Below are 18,943 nucleotides of genomic sequence, written 5' to 3'. Positions count from 1 at the left end.
CAAGTCTCACGAGGGACGCCGTGGATATCGTATATTCTTTGGGTATTTCATCATTATGGGACGAAGTATGCCATATGCCCGTGGGTGGAGTATGGTGGCTGAATGTCGACCGCCATGCCGACGCGGTAAGCCTGCTCAACCATACGCTGGCTGCCCAGGATAAACAGAGCCAGGTTGCAGCGATAGTCATGGGCGAGAACCCCAATAAAATCATTGCACCTGGGAAAGATCGCGGCCCAGAAAAGATCGCATTATTTAGCATGCCGAACCGCTTTGAGGGGCTGGCAGAAATGCACCGTGATTTAGTTTGCTCTCTCGAACCTGGCAATTATTTGTTTATTCTGCTATGCGCTGAAAATGCCTGGCAGAATATAAAAAGCGAAGATCTATGCAATTGGGTTGAAAAATCATATCGCTGGACTAATTATCATCGTTGTTCATTATTAGTACTTAATTCCGGGCACGATATCGATAAGCAACTCTCCCCTTTACTACGCGAGTACCGCTCGCTTTCCGGCCTGGCAAGTATTCGTTTCCAGGGGGATAACCACCTGTTCGATATCGCCTGGTGGGGGAGTGAAAAAGGCATCAGCGCCCGGCAGCAGCTCATTATTCTCCAGGATGAGAACGGCTGGCGGCTGGCGCAGGATGAAGAAACGGTGGTGCAGCCGCGCAGCGATGAGAAAGTCATTCTCAGCAATCTGCGCGTACTGGAGGGGGCGCCCGCGCTTTCTGAATACTGGACGCTGTTCGATACCAACGACGCCGTTTTCAACGCCGGGAGGATGGCGCAGGCGGCAACGCTGATCTTCTCCATTACCCAGAATGAGCAGATTGAACAGCTGGGACGCTATATCCATACCCTGCGCCGCCAGCGCGGCAGCGCGCTAAAAATTGTCGTCCGCGAACAAACGCCAAGCCTGCGCGCCACCGATGAACGCCTGCTGCTGAGCAGCGGCGCCAATATGGTTATTCCCAGCGGCGCGCCGCTATCCCGCTGCCTTACGCTTATAGAAAGCGTTCAGAAACAGCAATTTACCCGCCATATCCCGGAAGATTTTAATACTCTGCTGACCTGGAGCCAGCCGCTAAAACTGCGCGGCTACCAGAAATGGGAGGCCTTCTGCGAAGCGGTGCACAATATTATGGCCAACACCATGCTGCCCGCCGATGGCAAAGGCGTGATGGTGGCCCTGCGCCCGGCGCCCGGCCTGCGCGTAGAGCAGGCGCTGACCCTGTGTAAGCCCAACCGCATGGGCGACATTATGACCATCGGTAACAATCGCCTGGTGCTGTTCCTGTCATTTTGCCGGGTGAACGACCTGGACACCGCGTTAAACCATATTTTCCCTTTACCAACCGGCGATATTTTTTCTAACCGTATGATTTGGTTCGAAGATAAACAGATAACGGCTGAAATCATGCAGATGCGCGGAATTCTGCCGGAGAACTGGAATACGCCGCTGCCTGTCTCGCTTGGCAAAAATGAAACCATCAACGCGACCCATGACGGGCGAAGCTGGCGGCGAAATCCCGAGCCGCACCGTCTGTCCATTGATGGGGAGCCAACCTTATGATGTCAATCGCCGATATTATTCAGTTGGTCGTCCTGTGCGCCCTGCTGTTCTTCCCGCTGGGATACCTGACGCGCCACTACCAGCGGCGTATTCGCACCACCTTAAGACTGATGTTCTTTAAACCCCGTTATGTCAAACCGGCTGGCGTGCTGCGCCGGGAAGCGGCATCCAGGCAAGGCAAATCAACGAAATGACCAAACCCAAAACACCCACCGCGTCGCTTCCGCTCTGGCGGTACTGGCGAGGCTTATCTGGCTGGAACTTCTACTTTCTGGTGAAGTTCGCTTTGCTATGGGCGGGATACCTCAATTTTCATCCCATGTTAAACCTGGTGTTTCTGGCCTTCCTGCTGGTGCCGATTCCACAGTATAAGCTGCACCGCATCCGCCACTGGATAGCGATCCCGCTGGGCTTTATGCTGTTCTGGCACGACACCTGGCTGCCCGGACCGGAAAGTATTGCCAGCCAGGGCTCGCAGATTGCCGGCTTTAGCGCCGACTATATCTGGGATTTGGTGACCCGCTTTATTAACTGGAATATGGTCGGCGCGTTCTTCGTGCTGCTGGTTTTGTGGCTGTTTATCAGCCAGTGGCTGCGGGTGACGGTTTTCGTCTCCGCAATCATGGTCTGGCTGGTCGTCAGCCCGCTGCTGCCCTCTTTCACTCTTTGGCCGGCAGGTCAGCCAACGGCAGCGGCGGCGAACACCGCCGCGAATACGACCGGCGGTACGGCCATCGCGACCAATACCGCGCCGGCGAATAACGATATTCCGCCGCAAACCGAGCCGCCGACGTCAGCCAATCTGACCAACTGGCTGAACGCCTTTTATGCTTCCGAGCAGAAACGTAAAACCACTTTCCCGGACGCGCTTCCGGCCGATGCTCAGCCGTTCGATGTCCTGATTATCAATATCTGCTCGCTCTCATGGTCAGATATTGAATCGGCCGGGCTGACGGACCATCCGCTGTGGAAGCATTTCGACCTGCTGTTCAAAAACTTTAACTCGGCGACCTCCTACAGCGGCCCGGCGGCGGCGCGTCTGCTGCGCGCCAGCTGCGGCCAGCTCTCGCACGCCAACCTCTACCAGCCGTCAGGCAGCGAATGCTATCTGTTTGAAAACCTCGCGAAGCTGGGCTTTACCCAGCAGCTGATGCTCGGTCACAACGGTATCTTCGGCGACTTCCTGAAAGAGCTGCGCTCGCTGGGTGGTATCCAGAGCCCGCTGATGGATCAATCCGGCCTGCCGGTGATTCTGCAGGGCTTTGACGGCTCCCCGGTCTATGATGACCAGGCAACGCTGAACCGCTGGCTGCAGACGCTGGATAAGCTGAATACACCGCGTACGGCGACCTTCTACAACACGCTGCCGCTGCATGATGGCAACCACTATCCGGGCCAGAGCAAAACTGCGGACTATAAAGCCCGTGCGCAGAAGTTCTTCGATGAGCTGGACAGTTTCTTCACCGAGCTGGAGAAATCGGGCCGTAAGGTGCTGGTCATCGTTGTACCGGAACACGGCGCGGCGTTGAAAGGCGACAAAATGCAGGTTTCCGGCCTGCGCGATATTCCCAGTCCTTCCATCACCAACGTTCCGGCGGCGGTGAAATTCTTCGGCATTAAAGCGCAACATCCCGATGCGCCGATAATCATCAACCAGCCAAGCAGCTACCTGGCGATTTCGGAGCTGGTGGTTCGCGCCCTCGACGGCAAGATGTTTGACGAAAACGACATCAACTGGCAGCAGTATATTGCCAACCTGCCGCAGAGCGCGGCGGTGTCGGAAAACTCCAACGCCATCGTCATTCAGTACCAGGGGAAACCGTATGTTCAGCTGAACGGCGGCAGCTGGGTACCTTATCCGCAGTAAACGAAAAAGGCCGCAGGATTTTACCCCTGCGGCCCCGTTCGGGCGTATGCTGCCACTAAGGCAGGCAGATACCCACCGGCTGGCTACTTGCGGTTATCCATCCAGCTCACGATCATGCTGACCAGAATGCCAGCAATCACCGGAGCCGCCAGATCGTCCCACAGCACCATGCCCAACTGAGCGAGCGTCATACAGCCGCCTTGTTGCAATGGCAACCGTTCGCGGCTATCCTCGAATGGTCTAGATGCGAGGTTAGCCCCCGATACGTTGCCAGGTTGATACCAAACAACGTGCGGGGGTTTTCTCTTTCCAGCAACCCATCTCTCTATGCCGCCGGGGTTCAAGCCCCCGCAACATTGCGCCTCACCGGGCGAACCCGGCTTGCCGATGATTCTACGGCGCTCTTCCGATTTCAGCACCCGGCCCTGGCGCGTTATTCGAGGCGCCTTCCACAGTTTACGACTGGTCTTTATTTGCCAGCCATACCAGCAGCTTCAGGCTGGCGGAATAATAGTCGTCCTGGGCACTAATCTGCGGCTCGGCCTGCGCTTCGCCAAGGGTTAAATCGCGTACCGCCAGTAGCCCGCCGGTCATAAACCACGGCGCCACTTCATCGGTATTGACGTTGATCCACGCCGGCGTTTGCAGACGCGGATAGCGCTGGAACCAGTTTTTCCATGGCGTCAGCAGGCTGCTTTTCGGGTCGTTCCAGTAAACATACAGCGGAATACGGATCGCATCGAAGCTCATCCGCGTCGGCCACTCTTTTGCCGGCTCCATCCTGCCGTCCGCTCTTAAGGCGACCCAGTCGCTGGGAAGCTGAGATGTCCCCCACGCCATTTTCCCCAGCAGCGCCTGACCATCGCTCTGCAGCTTTCGCCAGGCGGTTAAATGCGTCCGCGCGGCGAAGGCCTGCCATGCCGGAAAGATAAAGTAGGAGGGATTAAGGTTCAGATGATCGTTAAGATAGAATCCCTTCGCGCCCGGAAGCATGACCTGACGGCCGGCGAAGGTGACCACCGTGGACTTCAGTAGCGAAGCGGTTATCGCATCCGACGCGCTGCCGTAGGATTTTTCATGCCACTGCTGCTGCGCGCGCAGCAGCGCCCAGGCAATCAGGGTATCGCCATCGGTGGCATCGTTTTTATCCGCCACCGGATTAGGCGCCACCGGATTATAGCGCCAGTAAAATAGCCCGTTTTCTTTGTTACGCAGCGTTTTATCGGTCCACTGCCATAGCTTGTCAAAGGCGGGGCGATCGTTATTGGCCACCGCTAATAGCATGGCAAAACCTTGCCCTTCGGTATGAGAGACGTTGCCGTTGCCGGTATCAATAATGCGCCCGTCCGGCATCATAAAACGCGATTTATAGCTTTCCCACGCCGTATCGGCCCACGCGTGGGGAAGCATCATCATCGTCGTCACCACGACTGTCGCTAAAGCACGCAAGGACATAAATTCACCCTTCAGGGATGGAAGTAAAGAAACTGAACGTCAGAGACCGAAAACAGCCGCTCGCGCTGTAAAACCACATGCGCCGCGCCGCCCTGTCCCTGTAGCCAGCGGGAATAAAGCCCCTCGAGTATGGCACAAAACGCATTACACCAGCGTACGCGGCGCGCTTCATCGCGGCTCACCGGCAGCGCCTGATGGCGTAACCGCAGGCCATCATCGCTCACCTCAACGCTCACCAGTCCCCACTGAAAGCGGCTGAGCTGCGCATTAATATGGGCTTCCAGCTCACCGATCGTCTCCGACTCCGGCAGCGGATGCTCATCGGCCAGCGCCTCACCCATTTGCCGCAGAAAGGGCTGACTCTCCAGTTCGCCCGCGTTGTTGACCATGCCATCAACCATAATCAGCAGCAGATCGAACCACCCGGCAGGCGTTTGCTGCTGCTGAAACCAGGCCGTCACCAGCGCATTATTATTGTCCGTCATGATCAGCGATCTCCCAGCATGTAGCGGATATAAAGGCCGGCGGTGCTCTCGTTATAATCGCCAAAGGTGTCATAGCCCACCTGGCCGCCGAGCGTCATCTGTTTATTCACTTTGTAATCCGCACCGGCGCGCAGCGTATAGCCGATGCCGCTCTTCGACGTGGCTGAATAGTACGCCTCTTTGGCAAAACCGTTGCTCACAGCGGTCTCGAGCGTCTGCTGCCACTCGGCGTTGGTCGGGAAATAGGCGCTCTTATCCTGACTGTACGATTGATACCCCACCGAACCGCCAAGCTTCATCGTCCAGTTATCATATTTCTCCGTCAGGCTGACCGGCAGCGACACGCTAACGTAGTTCTGCGGACTGAAGTAACCCCCTTGCCCGTAGGTGAAGTAGCTGAGGTTTTTCGAGTAATCCATGTAGCTCATACTCAACCCGGTCTGCAGCTGACGATACTCATCGTGGTATGGCCGCAGATAAACCCCGGCGTTGGCGTTAATGCTGGTGTTGCTGGCGACGTTTTGTCCCAGGTAGCTATAGCCCCCGCCGCCGACGTAGAAACCGGCGTCGCCGTCGTCATAGCTTAGCTGCAGGGTACCGCCGTTTTTAGTCACCTGTCCCCAGGTCTTGCCGGAGTAGGAATCCTTCAGCCCCACCCAGGAGAGCAGGCTATCGGTCAGCGAACGACGCTCGCCGGTAAAAATCAGCGACAGGTAGTTGGTCAGCTTCGGCGACCACTTCACGCCGCCCACCACGGTATTCAGATCCTGACCCAGCGGCGTGCTGCCGATATCGACGCGATAATCGTCGCCGCTCAGCGCCAGCGCCAGCTCCACGCCGTTGGCTTTCTGCGAATCGGTTGAGCCGCTGGCCTGATCAACGTTAGGTTTCAGATTTGAAGAAGCCAGATAGCTGGCGACCTGCCCGGAGTCATAGGTGCCGAGCTTCGCCAGATTCTCCATGCCGCTGCTGGTGGTGGCGTTAAAGTCTGAAGCATTCAGCGTGCCGAGACCGCTCAATGTCTCCGCCCCCGGATTGTTGGCAAAGTACGTCGTGCGCTCGGTAGGGGTCATCGCCGCAATTGCCGCCTGCTCGCTGGTGGCGGTGGAGATCATATTGGAGACCGCGTTTGATAGCGGATTCGCGCCATAGCGCCGCCAGGCGTCGCCGGTTGCCGTCCCTGCGTTCAACGTAATTGGCGTCACGGTAAAGTCGAAACGCGAATCACCGAACGGCGAGGAGGACCAGGTCAGGGGGGTTTTAATTTCGCTCAGCTTGCTGGTGCCGGATTCGCCATCGCGGCCGCGAACCTCCATACCCCCCTGCAGCCAGGTGCCGGTTTTTTCCTGTAAGGTCTCCATCATGGTGTCCACCTGGCGCAGCATTCGGGTCTGCGCGGTTTCGACCGGCAGATCGGTGCGCTGGATCCCCGGCAGCGTGCTGCCATCGCCCGTCGATACCTGAGAAACCTGCCACGGCATATATTGCCCGTAGGTGGAAGCGGTACGCGTCGCCGCCGGCGTACGCGAGACGCCGACAAACGGATTATCCGCCGCCAGCACGCCGCCCACGGTCGGCGTTTGCGTGCCGTTGCTGCTCTGTAACCCCAGCAGCCTTCCGCGAGCGCTGCGCAGATAGGTCATCGCCTGCTGATGATGCCCCTGCGATTCGGCAACGCGCGCCAGCAGCAGCAAACGGTCCGGCGAATTATCCGGCCGCAGCCCGCCTGCCAGCTGCGCCGCCCGGTCGTTATCGCCCGCCGACAGCGCGACATCAATAGCTCCGCTGCGCGCGTCCTGGGTCGGCGTATCGCGGGTCATCAGGTAGTCATAGACGACCCCGGCCTCTTTATTCATTTTGCCGCTCTGATAGAGACGCGCCATGGCGAACATCAGGTCGGTATTTTGCGGGTCGCTTTGCATCGCGCCCATCAGCTTGTCATACGCCGCCGCGTAGTTGCCCTGCTCGCGCAGGTGGTCCGCTTCGTTAATCACATAGCCGTTGCGGATACTGGCCAGCTGCGTCGGCGTACTGCTCGCCTGCAGCTGCGGGTTGGTGAGCAGACTCTGCGCTTCGTTAGTCAGGCCTGCCTGGTTAAGCACCGTCACCTGGTCTGCGTAATCCCCGGCATTGCCCGAGATACCGCCGTTAATACTGTTGCGCACCAGCGATACCGCGGTGGTCACATCGCCGCTCTGGGCCAGCAGGCGCGCCAGTTTACCCACATCCGCCGGGGCTTTTGGCGGCGTCGCGGCCATCGCCCTTAGCGTATTGGAAGCCGCGACGGTATTCCCCTGCGCCAGATAGCCCTGCGCCGTCGCCAGCTGCAGGTTGTAGTTCACCCGCTGATGTAAATCGCGCATCTGGCTGGTCTGGCTGGCGGGAGGAATTCTCGCCAGCAGCGTTTGCGCCTGCTGCCAGCCGCCGTTCTCGCTGGCGAAAAGGGCCGCGGCGTATAAGGAGTTACTGCTGGCGCCGGGACGATACGCGGCGCCCATGATCGCGTTCGCCTCGCCGTCGTTACCGGACTTTTGCAGCAGTCGGGCCAGATCGAGGCGCATCCACGCATCGTCCGGATAACGAGAAACGCCCTGGCGCAGCGTGGCGATTGCCCCGGTCACGTTTCCGCCGCTGGCCTGCTCCTGCGCCTGCCGACGCAGCGAGTCTCCGGGCGTCCCGGTGACCACGCGCGGCTGCAGTTTTTGCTGCAGGCTTTCCGGCAGCGTTCGCAGCATCGCCTGGGCTTCCGCGGTTTTATTCTGTTCACGCAAAACGTAATAGAGATTCTCCCGGGCGGGGCCATTTTGCGGCTGGTCGTTAAGCAGCGCCCGCAGCGTTTGTTCGGCCTGGGGCAGATCTTTGTTGTGCCGCAGAACGTCGGCGCGGAACAGTTTCGCCGCCGAGCCCTGGGCCCCGCTCTGCTGCGCCAGCGGCGCGGAGAGCGCCAGCGCCTGGCTAATATTGCCTTGCTTCCAGGCCTGCTGCGCCTGCGCGAGCTGGCCGTAAAACAGCGCATCCGCCGCCTGCTGGCGCCGGGTTTCAGAACTCTCGCCGCCGAGATCCGCCGCCCGGCTCAAATATTGAGAGGCCGCCTGAAAATCGCCGCTGCGCTGGGCGATATAGCCCATCCCGGCAAGCGCGTCAGCGTCCTGCGGATTGGTTTGCAGGACCTGTTCAAACTGCTGCTTCGCCGCGGCGGTATTGCCGCTGTTCAGGTCAGAGTAGCCCTGACCGCGCGCCTGGCCGCTGCGCCGTTCACGGAAGTAGTTTTGCACTTCGCTATCCTGCGGGTGGCGCTGCATCCAGGTATCGTAAAACGGTTCATCCCCCGGCTGCGGCCCCATCCACAGCAGCGCCTGGCGCAGCCCGGCATCGGCCTCTTTGCTGCCGCTGGCCATCGGCTCCAGCATAGCGATCCCTTCCCGCCGGGTCTCTTCGCGCCAGGTCAGCGCCTTACCCAGGGCTACGCGCGGCCCGTTCTCTTGCGGATGCTGAGCGACATACTGACGCAGTTCGCTCACCGCCTGCGAATAGAGCGACTTGTCGCTGGCCATCGTCATGTAGTATTCCGCCGCCAGACCGGAAGGCGGAACGTTACCGTTAAACATACTCCGCCAGGTCGCCAGCGCGGCGGGCACGTTGCCGCTGCGCGCCTGCTGTCTTGCCAGGTTTAGCTGTCCCTGGGGGACCTGGGCCATTTTTTTGGCGCTATCCAGATCCTGCAAGCCGGGACTGTTGGGCGCCGCTTTCTCCAGCCGCGCCCGCCACTGGGCCGCGGCCTGCAGGTTGCCCCCCTGCTGCGCCCACAGCGCCATCAGGTACAGCGCCTGAGCGTTATTGGCATCCACCGATAACACTTTTTGCAGCGATTCCATCGCCAGCTCATCGTGGGATTTTTCATGCCAGTAGTTGGCCTGGGCAAAAAGCGCCTGTAGCGCCGCATCGTTACCCGCCGCCTGCGCCTCGCCAAACGCGCCCAGCGTCAGCGCGCCGGACAGGCACAGCGTGGAAAATTGACGGGCCGCCTTATTATTCATTCTGCTGACTCTTTTCATTGGCTCTCTCCCGACTCCAGGCGCTTACGGGCATGACGTTTAAACATGGCGGTCAGCGCCAGTCCCAGAATCGATGTGGCGATTAACCCCAGCACCGCCAGCAGTCCGGAGTGCTGGTTGGCGTACCAAACCGCCATCATGTACCACGGCATCTGGCCGCTGGGGAACGGCGTACTGACCTGGAAACTACGCACGCCGTTATCGCTGGTAATCACCGCCGTATCGCCGCGAATACCGGCATTGATGCGCGGTGAATTAAGGTCGTCTTCGAGTTTCGCCAGCTGATCGTCGCTGCTGGCCATCGCCACCACCACCACTCGCTGCGGATTCCACGGCGAGCGATAGCTGATAAACCCTCGCCAGGCGCTGCTGGAGGAGAAATAGCGATCGGCATCCACGCCGTCGGAGGCCCAGTCGCCGCTCAGCCGGCGCTGAATTTTCGCCCATAGCGCCGGTTCACGCACGCTCAGCAGGTTTTCGACCGGATTATAGGGAGAGTCGGCCAGCAGGCGCTGGTTAAACACTTTTTGGTCAAGCGCGCTCACCGCCAGCACATCGCGATCGCGCAGGAAAGGCGAATTGGCGGCGTCGTCAGGAACGCCCAGCATCACGCGGTTATTGGCCAGCGCTTTGCCGGTCGAGTTCCCCGAGCGGGCGGCCAGATTCAGCATCATCGCGACCTGGGTTTCCGAAGGCCGCTCCGGCAGCAGCAGCGTGGTTTGCGAGTAATCCGCTAGCCGGGAGAACGGGAACGACGCGCCGACAAAGTAGGAGAGATTCGGCAACAGCGAGAAGTGCCGCGTGCCGCTCAAATCGATCCACGAGTCGTCGGTAATGCGGCTCTTGATCGTGCTGTTCAGCAGCACTGAACAGGGAGCGCTATCCTTCGGCACCAGATTAAAATAGAGCGACAGCTGGTTATCGCCGTAAATCAGATACGGCGCCAGCGGGATCGTAAAACGCTCCTGACGCGCATCGCCGCCCAGGTGACGCCAGAGCTTCTCCAGCGGCCCCTGTTTGTTCATCGGCAGGTTGTTGAGGAAGGTGTTGTTGAGCGTCACGCTCAGCAGCGACTTGTCCTCGTTAATCCAGCTCTCCGACGGGAAACGATAGCCAATCTGCAACGGAATGGTTTCGCCATCCCACAGATAGAGATCCGGCGCGGCGCGGAAGGCGACGCGCAGCGGCTCATGCCACACGCCGCTGACGGTCATACTTTGATCCTGGCGGATCAGCTCGCTGATTTTTACCGGCCGATCGGTGGCGATCCAGCGCGGGGCATCGTACGGCTTGCCGACGGGAATCGCCTGCGGATCAACCTCCATACTGGCCGTCTGCAGGGCGAAATCACCGCGGGTCAGGCGCCAGGCGGCCATCCGCAGCGCGGCGTCATTCTGCCCGACGATCAGCAGCAGCTTATAGGCCGGGTTGCCGGGATTCTCAACGATCCGCAGCAGCGGCTTGTCGGTTTGCGGCAGCGTCAGGCCGCCCACCCGATCGCCGGGGTGGCCGATGATAATGCCGTGCTTCTCGGGCAGGCGATCGCGCAGCGCGTCAAAGGCGATACCGCGATAATCGGCCTGAATACCCAGCCACGACGACACCAGCGCCGCAGCGCTAAAGATGTCCGCCGTCGATTTCTCCGGATAAGCGATAGCGATATCCGCCGGCGTCATCTGCATACTGTCGAAAAATGGCCGCGGGAAGTGGCTTAAATCGTTGCTGATATTGAGCTGCTGGCTCTCCCAGCTAAAGTGCGAGGCGGGCAAAATAGTCACCCGCGAGGTGTCGTGAATATCGAGCCGGCACTGCATCGCATCGCCGTCGTTAATCTTAAAGCTCAGGTTGTTGCTGGAGACCATCAGCGCCGCCGGAATATCCAGCTGATAGTGCGAGATCTCCTCGCCGTCCGCGCCCAGCGGCAGCGTGCCGAGCGGCTGGCCGTTGAGCATTAACTGCAGCGTGGCGTTGCGGGCCACCATCTCCGGCGAGACCTTAACCTCCAGCATCAGCTGGGCGTGGGTCACCACCTGATCGGAGGGCAGCGTAAAGCTGGCGCCGCCCTGGTTTTGTCCGCCGCTAAGGATGATACCGTCCGGCATACCCATCTGCGTCAGGTTCAGATTACCGCCGACAATCGGCGTTAGCGGTACCGTATCAGGAATGCCGGCTGCGACCGACGGCGGCATCGCGGGCAGCGAAGCCGGCTGATCGACGTTTGCCGGCGCGGGCTCCGTTGCGGCGGGCGAATTCGCCTCGGCCGCCGATGCGCCGTCGGCTTCCGCCCCGGATAGCGGAAAGTTAAGCTGCGGCAATGCGTCAGCGGGCGTTTCCTCGCTATGCAGCGTCGGCGCAGAGAGCATCCCGGCCAGCAGCGCAAGCGTCGTTAAGCGTTTCATAAGCTACCATCCTCCTGCGCGGGATTGGCCGCAGGCGGCTGGCGACGCTGGCTGCGGCGCGTTTTCCACGTCAGCCAGAACAGTTCAAACACGCAGCGCAAAATGGTGGCAAAAGAGCGGAACGGGTTATCCTGCGGACGCGGCGGGTTAATCCACGCATCGGCGCGAGCCAGCACCACGCGCACCAGTTCGCGGCGGCGGGAAAGCTGAATATTTTCATCAAATTGCAGGCGGATAAAGCGCTCGTCGGCGGTGATCTGGCGTACCGGAATCGAGATCGCCCCGGACTGGAGGATCAGCTCAATCTCTTCAATTTCATCCTGCAGGTGACGGTTATCCGGCGCGCTAACGCGACAGCCGCCCATTGACAGGTCCGCGGTGTGGCTGCGGGAGACAATGCCGCTGGCGTAGTGGATAAGCACCGGGATATCGACGTCAATACGAATCGTTTTTCGCACCTGACGGGTTTCGCGCGCCACCGCAATCGCGGCCAGCAGGAAGATCAGGCTGTAAATCCCCCAACCGACGTTCAGCGCGATAACGTTCGGGTCTGAGCCAAAGTAGTCATGGCCGATGGCGCGGACAATACCGAATATCACGCCCAGGCCCAGCAGACAGGCAACGACCAGGTGCGGCCTGACGACGGTAAAGTCGAAGTAGCCCACGTCCAGCAGGCCGCCTTTATCGGTCACGTTGAATTTCCCGCGTTTGGGGAAAATCATCGTCACCAGCGTCGGCAGCACCAGGTGGAACGCCAGCACGATATCGTAGATTTCCCCCCAGAAGCTGTAGCGATAGCGACCGTTCATGCGCGAGCCGACATAGATCGCGAGGAACAGATGCGGCAGCGCGTAAGAGACGATCAGGCTGGCCGAGGAGTAGATAATATTGAGGTTAAATAGCAGGTAGGCCAGCGGCGCGGTGACAAAGACCACGCGCGGCAGGGCGAACTGGTAGTACAGCATGGCGCTGAGGTAGCACAGGCGCTGCTGAAAGGTCAGCCCGCGGCCCAGCAGCGGGTTATCCAGACGGAAAATTTGCGTCATCCCGCGCGCCCAGCGGGTACGCTGAATGACGTGCACCACCAGGCGTTCGGTAGCTAAACCCGCCGCCAGAGGGATATCGAGGAATGCCGACTTCCAGCCCAGACGCTGGAACTTCAGCGCAGTATGGGCATCTTCGGTCACGGTCTCAACCGCAAAGCCGCCGATCTGCTCCAGCGCGGCGCGGCGAATGACGGCGCAGGAGCCGCAGAAGAAGGTCGCGTTCCAGTTGTCGTTCCCCTGCTGAATCGGGCCATAAAACAGCATCCCTTCGTTAGGAATATTGCGGCCAACGGAGAGGTTGCGCTCAAAGGGATCCGGCGAGTAGAAATAATGCGGCGTCTGCACCAGCGCCAGCATCGGGTCGTTGAGGAATCCGCCCACCGTCGCCTGCAGGAAGACGCGGGTTGCCACGTGGTCGCAGTCAAACACGCAGATAAGCTCGCCGTGGGTCAGCGTCATCGCGTGGTTGAGGTTGCCCGCCTTGGCGTGTTTGTTGTCGTTACGGGTGATATACCCAACCCCAACGTCGGCGGCGAAGACCGCAAATTCATTGCGCTTCCCGTCATCCAGTAAATAGATTTTTAATTTATCTTTAGGATAATCAATACACTGTGCGGCCAGTACGGTATCACGCACCACTTCAAGCGGTTCGTTATAGCTGGGAATATAGATATCGACCGTCGGCCACTTGCTCATATCATCCGGCAGCGGGACGATTTCACGTTTTAGCGGCCAGACCGTTTGCAGGTAGTTAAGCAGCAGCATCACCCAGATATAGACTTCCGCCAGAAACAGCCCCATCCCCAGAATCGCTTCGATGGTGGAGTTAAAATGCAGGGTCTGCGTCAGACGGAAATACATATAACGGGTCGACATCAGCAGCGATGTCACCACCATGATGACGGAAACGCTGCGATTTTTACTGAATCCCATCAGGAAAAGAATACCGATGCTCAGCAGGCCAAAAATATACTGCTTTTGACTGTCCATCGGGGTGATCACCACCAGCACGGCAATCGGCGAAAGCACCAGTACCAGCAACCAGAAAAGCGTCTTTTTCATTCAGCAGCCCTGCAATTAAATTAAAGCCCTGACCTGCGAGGCTGGCTATGCACCTTGCCGTCACCAATATTGATACCCAACAGCGCAGAAATTTTTTTGGCAATAATTTCAATATCAAAGGCGGCTGCGGAGGATGAATTAAAGTCAAGGATCGACTTCTGGGAAGCATTCGCTTCCACCACGCTTTCATCACGATGGATGATGCCCAGCAGACGATCGCCCAGCTTTTCTTCCATCAACGCCGTGACATCGCGACTCACCTGGCGACGGTTATCGCTCTGGTTAATCACAAAATAGTGTCCGTGTTTATGGTTGAGCTCACCCCCGGTCAACCGCTGATTGTCGACGTGCGACAGCACGGACATTGAAGCGGTATCCGCCAGCAGCGGTACCAGATGCAGGTCGGCAAGCGAAGTGAGCGCCTTCAGCGCGGGCGAAGGGCCCGGCGGCAGGTCGGCGATGGTAATCAGCCCCGGATAGTTGAGTAATGCCGCCAGGCCGCGCGTCAGGAAATGCTCGTCGTGGGTCAAACGTTCATCAAAGGACTGCCGCTGGGCTTCACTCACGTCGCCGTAGGGCAAGACGAAAATATTGCTGCCGGCGCTTAATACGCACTGGCTCCAGTCATGGAGCTCCAGCGCTTTCGCGACATAGCCGCGCTCATCGCTAAGCGGGACGCCAAAATGCAGGCGCAGGGCGTTCTGCACATCAAAATCGAGGGCCAGAACTTTGCTGCCTGCGCGGGCCAGCGCCCAGGCCAGATTTGCCGCCAGGGTCGTCTTTCCTACGCCGCCTTTCGGTGAACACACGCAGATCAACGGCATGTCGCGATCCTCTCCAGGAGTGATTTCAGTGACTGATCTTTATCTTTTGCTACCGGCTCTGCGGTTTTTGTCGCAAAGAGATGGGCAAACCCTTCCGCCGTCGGCGCTATCGCCGGACGAGGCCTGGCCGGAGGGACAGGTATCGGCTGAGCAGCAGGTCGAGAAACCGTCGCCAGGGAAGCGGGTTCAGCCGCGGGCGCGCTTTCCGGCGCCGCGGGCACTACGACCATCCTGTCCGTCACGGGAACAGGCTGCGGCGCGGAAGGCGGGATACTCAACGCTGGCGCCGGCGCAGATGGCGCAGGGGCGGTTTGAACGACAGCGCGCTCCACCTGATGAAACATATCGGCAGGAACCCGCTGCGGCACAGGTAGGGAGACCGATCCCCCCATTGCCAAAGAAGACTCTTCCTCCGCGGGAATAAGTTGATTGAGAATAACCCAATCCCCTTTTTCACCGGCGGTGGCTTCTGATGAGAGGTCCTTGAATTTTAGACTGTGTGTCCGCGTCTTTTCCTTGAAGCGCTGCAAATCATCATAATGGTTCATAGATAACCTCATGATTTAAATACATCATATTTAATCTGTTTTAATTGTCATTCTACGCCGCTAAAGCATAGTTTAATTTGTTGTTTTTTGGGCATTTACCCGGCGTTACGACCGTCACAATACGCTAACTTTAGTCGCGATTTGATTATTTGGATAAGTCAGGTTGGTGTAATTCCATAGGGATAGTGCGGCTACACTAACAGCTCTTTTTCAAAATGATAGCCCCATTTTTTGGGCGGCGACGCCGTCATTCCCCCCGCAGCCTGCCAGGCTATTCGCAGAGAGTAGTTTTTTATACTGCCTTAATTTTAAAAAACGGCGTAATACACGCCAGCCGACGGCTAAAGAGAATACATTTTAATATTTTTTAAGGCGTTTAGAAATCACTCCCCGCGCTTAATTAAAATAATAAATAATGTTCCGCCGTAAAATAAATAGCTCAGGATGTTATCTAAAAACCAGGAATATAAAGCGTTGACCGAACAACAAAGAACAGTTTTGTGAATCACTCTTGCCGCTTATGCGCAACCAGAAAAGTAATAATGATGATAAAATAAAATATATTCATGGAGTTAGCTTAACTTTCAGCGATAACATTTCCTCTGGCGTACGGCAGCGTCATTGTTCGTTGTAGATTGTTCCATCGGCGCTGAATAATGGCTAAAAAAAAGCCGATGCGCAGGCTTCGGCTTTGGTTATCAGCGGTGTCAATCAGCTCAGCGGCTTCTCGCCGTTTTGATCTTCATCGACGGCAAAACAGGCCACCAGCTGGCCGCCGTAATCCTTCAGCTGCGGCTGAAGCTGGGTGCATGGGCCAAAACGGCGACGACAGCGGGCGTTAAACGCGCAGCCCGGCGGCGGATTCAGCGGGCTCGGCAGCTCGCCGGTCAGCTTGATGCGCTCGCGGCGGTCATCCGGGTTCAGGCGCGGCGTTGCCGACAGCAGCGCCTGAGTGTACGGATGCTGCGGGTTGTTGAAGATTTGATCCTTCGACCCTTTTTCCACGCAGCGGCCTAAGTACATCACCATCACTTCATCTGCAATGTGCTCCACGACCGACAGATCGTGGGAGATAAAGACGTAAGAAAGCCCCAGATCCTGCTGCAGATCCATCATCAGGTTCAGCACCTGCGCGCGCACCGAAACGTCCAGCGCGGAGACCGGTTCGTCAGCGATTACAACGTCCGGGTCAAGCATCAGACCACGGGCGATGGCGATACGCTGACGCTGGCCGCCGGAGAACATATGCGGATAGCGGTCGTAGTGTTCCGTTTTCAGGCCCACTTTGGCCATCATCGCCAGCGCTTTCTCCCGGCGCTGCTCCTTACTTAAGCTGGTGTTGATCTGCAGCGGCTCTTCCAGAATCTGCCCCACCTTTTTACGCGGGTTCAGCGAACCGTAGGGGTTCTGGAACACAATCTGGATTTTCTGCCGGCGCAGCTTCTGCGCCTGCGGATCGTGCTTAAGCAGATCCTGTCCCTGATAATAGAGCTCGCCGCCGGTAGGAATTTCAATCATCGTCAGCAGACGGCCGAGCGTCGATTTACCGCAGCCGGACTCCCCCACGACTGCCAGCGTTTTACCGCGTTCAAGGGTAAACGAGACGCCGTCCAGCGCTTTGACCAGGCGTTCCGGCGCAAATAGCCCCTTCTTCACCGGATAGTATTTCTTCAGATCGGTGGCCAGCAACAGAGGCTGTTGCGTGGTGGCCTCATGCGTACTCATAGCCCTGGCCTCCCGGCATCATCAAGTGGGTAATGACATTTTGACTGACGACCGCCGTTAAGCAGGTTCAGTTCAGGTTCTTCACTGCGGCATTTGTCCGTTGCATACGGGCAGCGCGGGTTGAGCAGGCAGCCGCTCGGACGGTCATATTTACCCGGCACCACGCCCGGCAGCGAGGCGAGGCGAGCTTTATCCTGAGCGAACTCCGGCAGCGCGCGCAGCAGCGCCTGCGTATAGGGGTGGCGCGGGGCGCGGAAGATATCCTTCGCATCGCCGGTTTCCACTACCTGGCCGGCGTACATGACGATGATTTTGTGCGCCGCTTCGGCCACCAGCGCCAGATCGTGGGTAATCAGGATCAGCGCCATATTCTCTTTCTGCTGCAGCTCCAGAAGCAGCTCGATGATCTGCGCCTGAATGGTGACATCCAGCGCCGTCGTGGGTTCATCGGCAATGAGCAGCTTTGGCCGACAGGCAATCGCCATCGCGATCATCACGCGCTGGCTCATGCCGCCGGAAAGCTGGTGCGGATAGACATCGAGACGTGAAGCCGGGTCGGGGATCCCCACCAGCGTCAGCAGGTCAATCGCCCGCTGAATACGCGTTTTCTTATTACCGCCCTGATGGACCTTGATGGCTTCCATAATCTGGTAGCCGACGGTATAGCACGGATTCAGACTGGTCATCGGGTCCTGGAAGATCATCGCCACTTCCGCGCCCACCAGCTGGCGACGCTCTTTTTCGGAAATGCGCTTCAGGTCGCGACCGTTAAACTCCAGCTTTTCCGCCATCACCCGGCCGGGATAGTCAATCAGCCCCATAATCGCCAGCGAACTGACCGATTTGCCCGAGCCGGACTCGCCGACGATACCGACCACTTCGCCCTGGTTTACGCTGTAGCTTACGCGGTCTACGGCGCGGAACGGCGTCCCTTCGTCGCCGAAGTGCACCGAGAGTTTATCTACATTTAATAACGCCATCTCGAACCTCTTACTGCTTCAGTTTGGGATCGAGCGCGTCACGCAGACCGTCACCCATCAGGTTAAATGCCAGCACCGTCAGCAGGATAGCGACACCCGGAAAGGTGACGACCCACCAGGCGCTCTGCGCGAACTGCAACACGTCGGAGAGCATCGTGCCCCACTCCGGTGTCGGCGGCTGCGCACCCATGCCAAGGAAGCCAAGAGCGGCCATATCGAGAATGGCGTTAGAGAAGCCCAGCGACGCCTGAACAATCAGCGGCGCAAGGCAGTTGGGAAGAATGTTGATGAACATCTGACGCATCGCCCCCGCGCCCGCCACCCGAGAAGCGGTCACGTAGTCGCGGTTGACTTCCACCAGCACCGCGGCGCGGGTCAGACGCACGTAGTGCGGCAGGGCGACAAAGGTTAGCGCCAGCGAGGCGTTGACGATGGATGGGCCGAAGATGGCCACCAGCACCAGCGCCAGCAGCAGGCTCGGCAGGGCCAGCATAATATCGACAACGCGCATAATGACCGAGTCAACCACGCCGCCAAAATAGCCAGCAATCAGGCCGAGCACCACGCCGAGGATCAGCGACAGCACCACCACCAGACAGCCAACCAGCAGCGACAGGCGCGCGCCGTACATCAGGCGCGACAGGATATCGCGACCGACGTCATCGGTGCCGAGCAGGTGGGTTACGCTGCCGCCTTCCTGCCAGAACGGCGGGGCCAGCAGCGCATCGCGGAACTGATCCGCCGGGTTATAGGGCGCGATGAAGTTGGCGAAGACGGCGATGATAATCATCACCGCGACGTAGGCCAGCCCCACGACGGCGCCTTTGTTGCGTTTAAAATAGTGCCAGAACTCCTGCAAAGGGGTCATTGGCACCGGTGCGGCGACAACTTTATTTTCAGTAACTTGTGACATGATGGCC

Annotated in this window: 13 protein-coding genes and 1 pseudogene; 3 read left to right on the top strand and 11 right to left on the bottom strand. The window is 58.6% G+C overall.

The features are described from left to right. Window positions 1–20: 20 nt before the first annotated feature. From bcsE to bcsG, 3 genes are read left to right on the top strand one after another with little or no spacing between them, the layout of a single operon-like run. Window positions 21–1,577, top strand: coding sequence for a cellulose biosynthesis protein BcsE (bcsE, locus tag ACE3MN_RS01160; RefSeq protein ID WP_024359768.1), 1,557 nt, complete (start codon window positions 21–23; stop codon window positions 1,575–1,577). Then, a complete protein-coding gene (gene bcsF, locus ACE3MN_RS01155) occupies window positions 1,574–1,771 on the top strand; it encodes a cellulose biosynthesis protein BcsF (protein ID WP_004106715.1) in 198 nt (65 codons plus the stop codon). Before bcsE ends, bcsF begins: the two co-directional genes overlap by 4 nt. After that, complete coding sequence (gene bcsG, locus ACE3MN_RS01150) at window positions 1,768–3,444, top strand: cellulose biosynthesis protein BcsG (protein WP_004132662.1); 1,677 nt, start codon at window positions 1,768–1,770, stop codon at window positions 3,442–3,444. Before bcsF ends, bcsG begins: the two co-directional genes overlap by 4 nt. 83 nt (window positions 3,445–3,527) lie before the next feature. Here the strand turns inward: bcsG and ACE3MN_RS01145 are convergent, their stop codons facing one another. From ACE3MN_RS01145 to dppC, 11 genes and pseudogenes are all read right to left on the bottom strand, one after another. Next, entirely contained in the window at window positions 3,528–3,635 is a 108-nt protein-coding gene (locus ACE3MN_RS01145; protein WP_004132660.1) for a type I toxin-antitoxin system toxin Ldr family protein, read from the bottom strand. A gap of 265 nt (window positions 3,636–3,900) precedes the next feature. Further along, entirely contained in the window at window positions 3,901–4,899 is a 999-nt protein-coding gene (locus ACE3MN_RS01140; protein WP_032711096.1) for a glycosyl hydrolase family 8, read from the bottom strand. Window positions 4,900–4,910: 11 nt separating this feature from the next. Next, a complete protein-coding gene (gene bcsD / locus ACE3MN_RS01135) occupies window positions 4,911–5,387 on the bottom strand; it encodes a cellulose biosynthesis protein BcsD (RefSeq protein ID WP_024359766.1) in 477 nt (158 codons plus the stop codon). After that, window positions 5,387–9,439: a cellulose synthase subunit BcsC-related outer membrane protein gene (locus ACE3MN_RS01130; RefSeq protein WP_375364234.1), complete on the bottom strand. Its 4,053-nt coding sequence runs from the start codon at window positions 9,437–9,439 to the stop codon at window positions 5,387–5,389. Before ACE3MN_RS01130 ends, bcsD begins: the two co-directional genes overlap by 1 nt. Further along, a complete protein-coding gene (gene bcsB, locus ACE3MN_RS01125) occupies window positions 9,436–11,838 on the bottom strand; it encodes a cellulose biosynthesis cyclic di-GMP-binding regulatory protein BcsB (protein ID WP_375364233.1) in 2,403 nt (800 codons plus the stop codon). Before bcsB ends, ACE3MN_RS01130 begins: the two co-directional genes overlap by 4 nt. Continuing rightward, window positions 11,835–13,946 (bottom strand): UDP-forming cellulose synthase catalytic subunit, encoded by a 2,112-nt coding sequence (bcsA, locus tag ACE3MN_RS01120; RefSeq protein WP_004132651.1) that lies wholly within the window; start codon window positions 13,944–13,946, stop codon window positions 11,835–11,837. Before bcsA ends, bcsB begins: the two co-directional genes overlap by 4 nt. Window positions 13,947–13,966: 20 nt before the next feature. Beyond that, window positions 13,967–14,759, bottom strand: a pseudogene (gene bcsQ, locus ACE3MN_RS01115) (cellulose biosynthesis protein BcsQ). A 1-nt stretch (window position 14,760) separates the two neighbouring features. Continuing rightward, window positions 14,761–15,318, bottom strand: coding sequence for a cellulose biosynthesis protein BcsO (locus tag ACE3MN_RS01110; protein ID WP_102650195.1), 558 nt, complete (start codon window positions 15,316–15,318; stop codon window positions 14,761–14,763). A gap of 711 nt (window positions 15,319–16,029) precedes the next feature. After that, on the bottom strand, window positions 16,030–17,043 hold the full coding sequence (dppF, locus tag ACE3MN_RS01105) for a dipeptide ABC transporter ATP-binding subunit DppF (RefSeq protein WP_024359761.1): 1,014 nt from the start codon (window positions 17,041–17,043) through the stop codon (window positions 16,030–16,032). Beyond that, a complete protein-coding gene (gene dppD, locus ACE3MN_RS01100; RefSeq protein WP_004126385.1) occupies window positions 17,040–18,023 on the bottom strand; it encodes a dipeptide ABC transporter ATP-binding protein in 984 nt (327 codons plus the stop codon). Before dppD ends, dppF begins: the two co-directional genes overlap by 4 nt. Before the next feature lie 10 nt (window positions 18,024–18,033). Further along, complete coding sequence (gene dppC / locus ACE3MN_RS01095; RefSeq protein ID WP_004126388.1) at window positions 18,034–18,936, bottom strand: dipeptide ABC transporter permease DppC; 903 nt, start codon at window positions 18,934–18,936, stop codon at window positions 18,034–18,036. Window positions 18,937–18,943: the final 7 nt, after the last annotated feature.

Source organism: Klebsiella grimontii (assembly GCF_042137965.1).
In the GTDB taxonomy this organism is placed as follows: domain Bacteria; phylum Pseudomonadota; class Gammaproteobacteria; order Enterobacterales; family Enterobacteriaceae; genus Klebsiella; species Klebsiella grimontii.
Note: the sequence above shows the minus strand (reverse complement) of the source record. Positions and strands in the feature narration are given on the sequence as shown.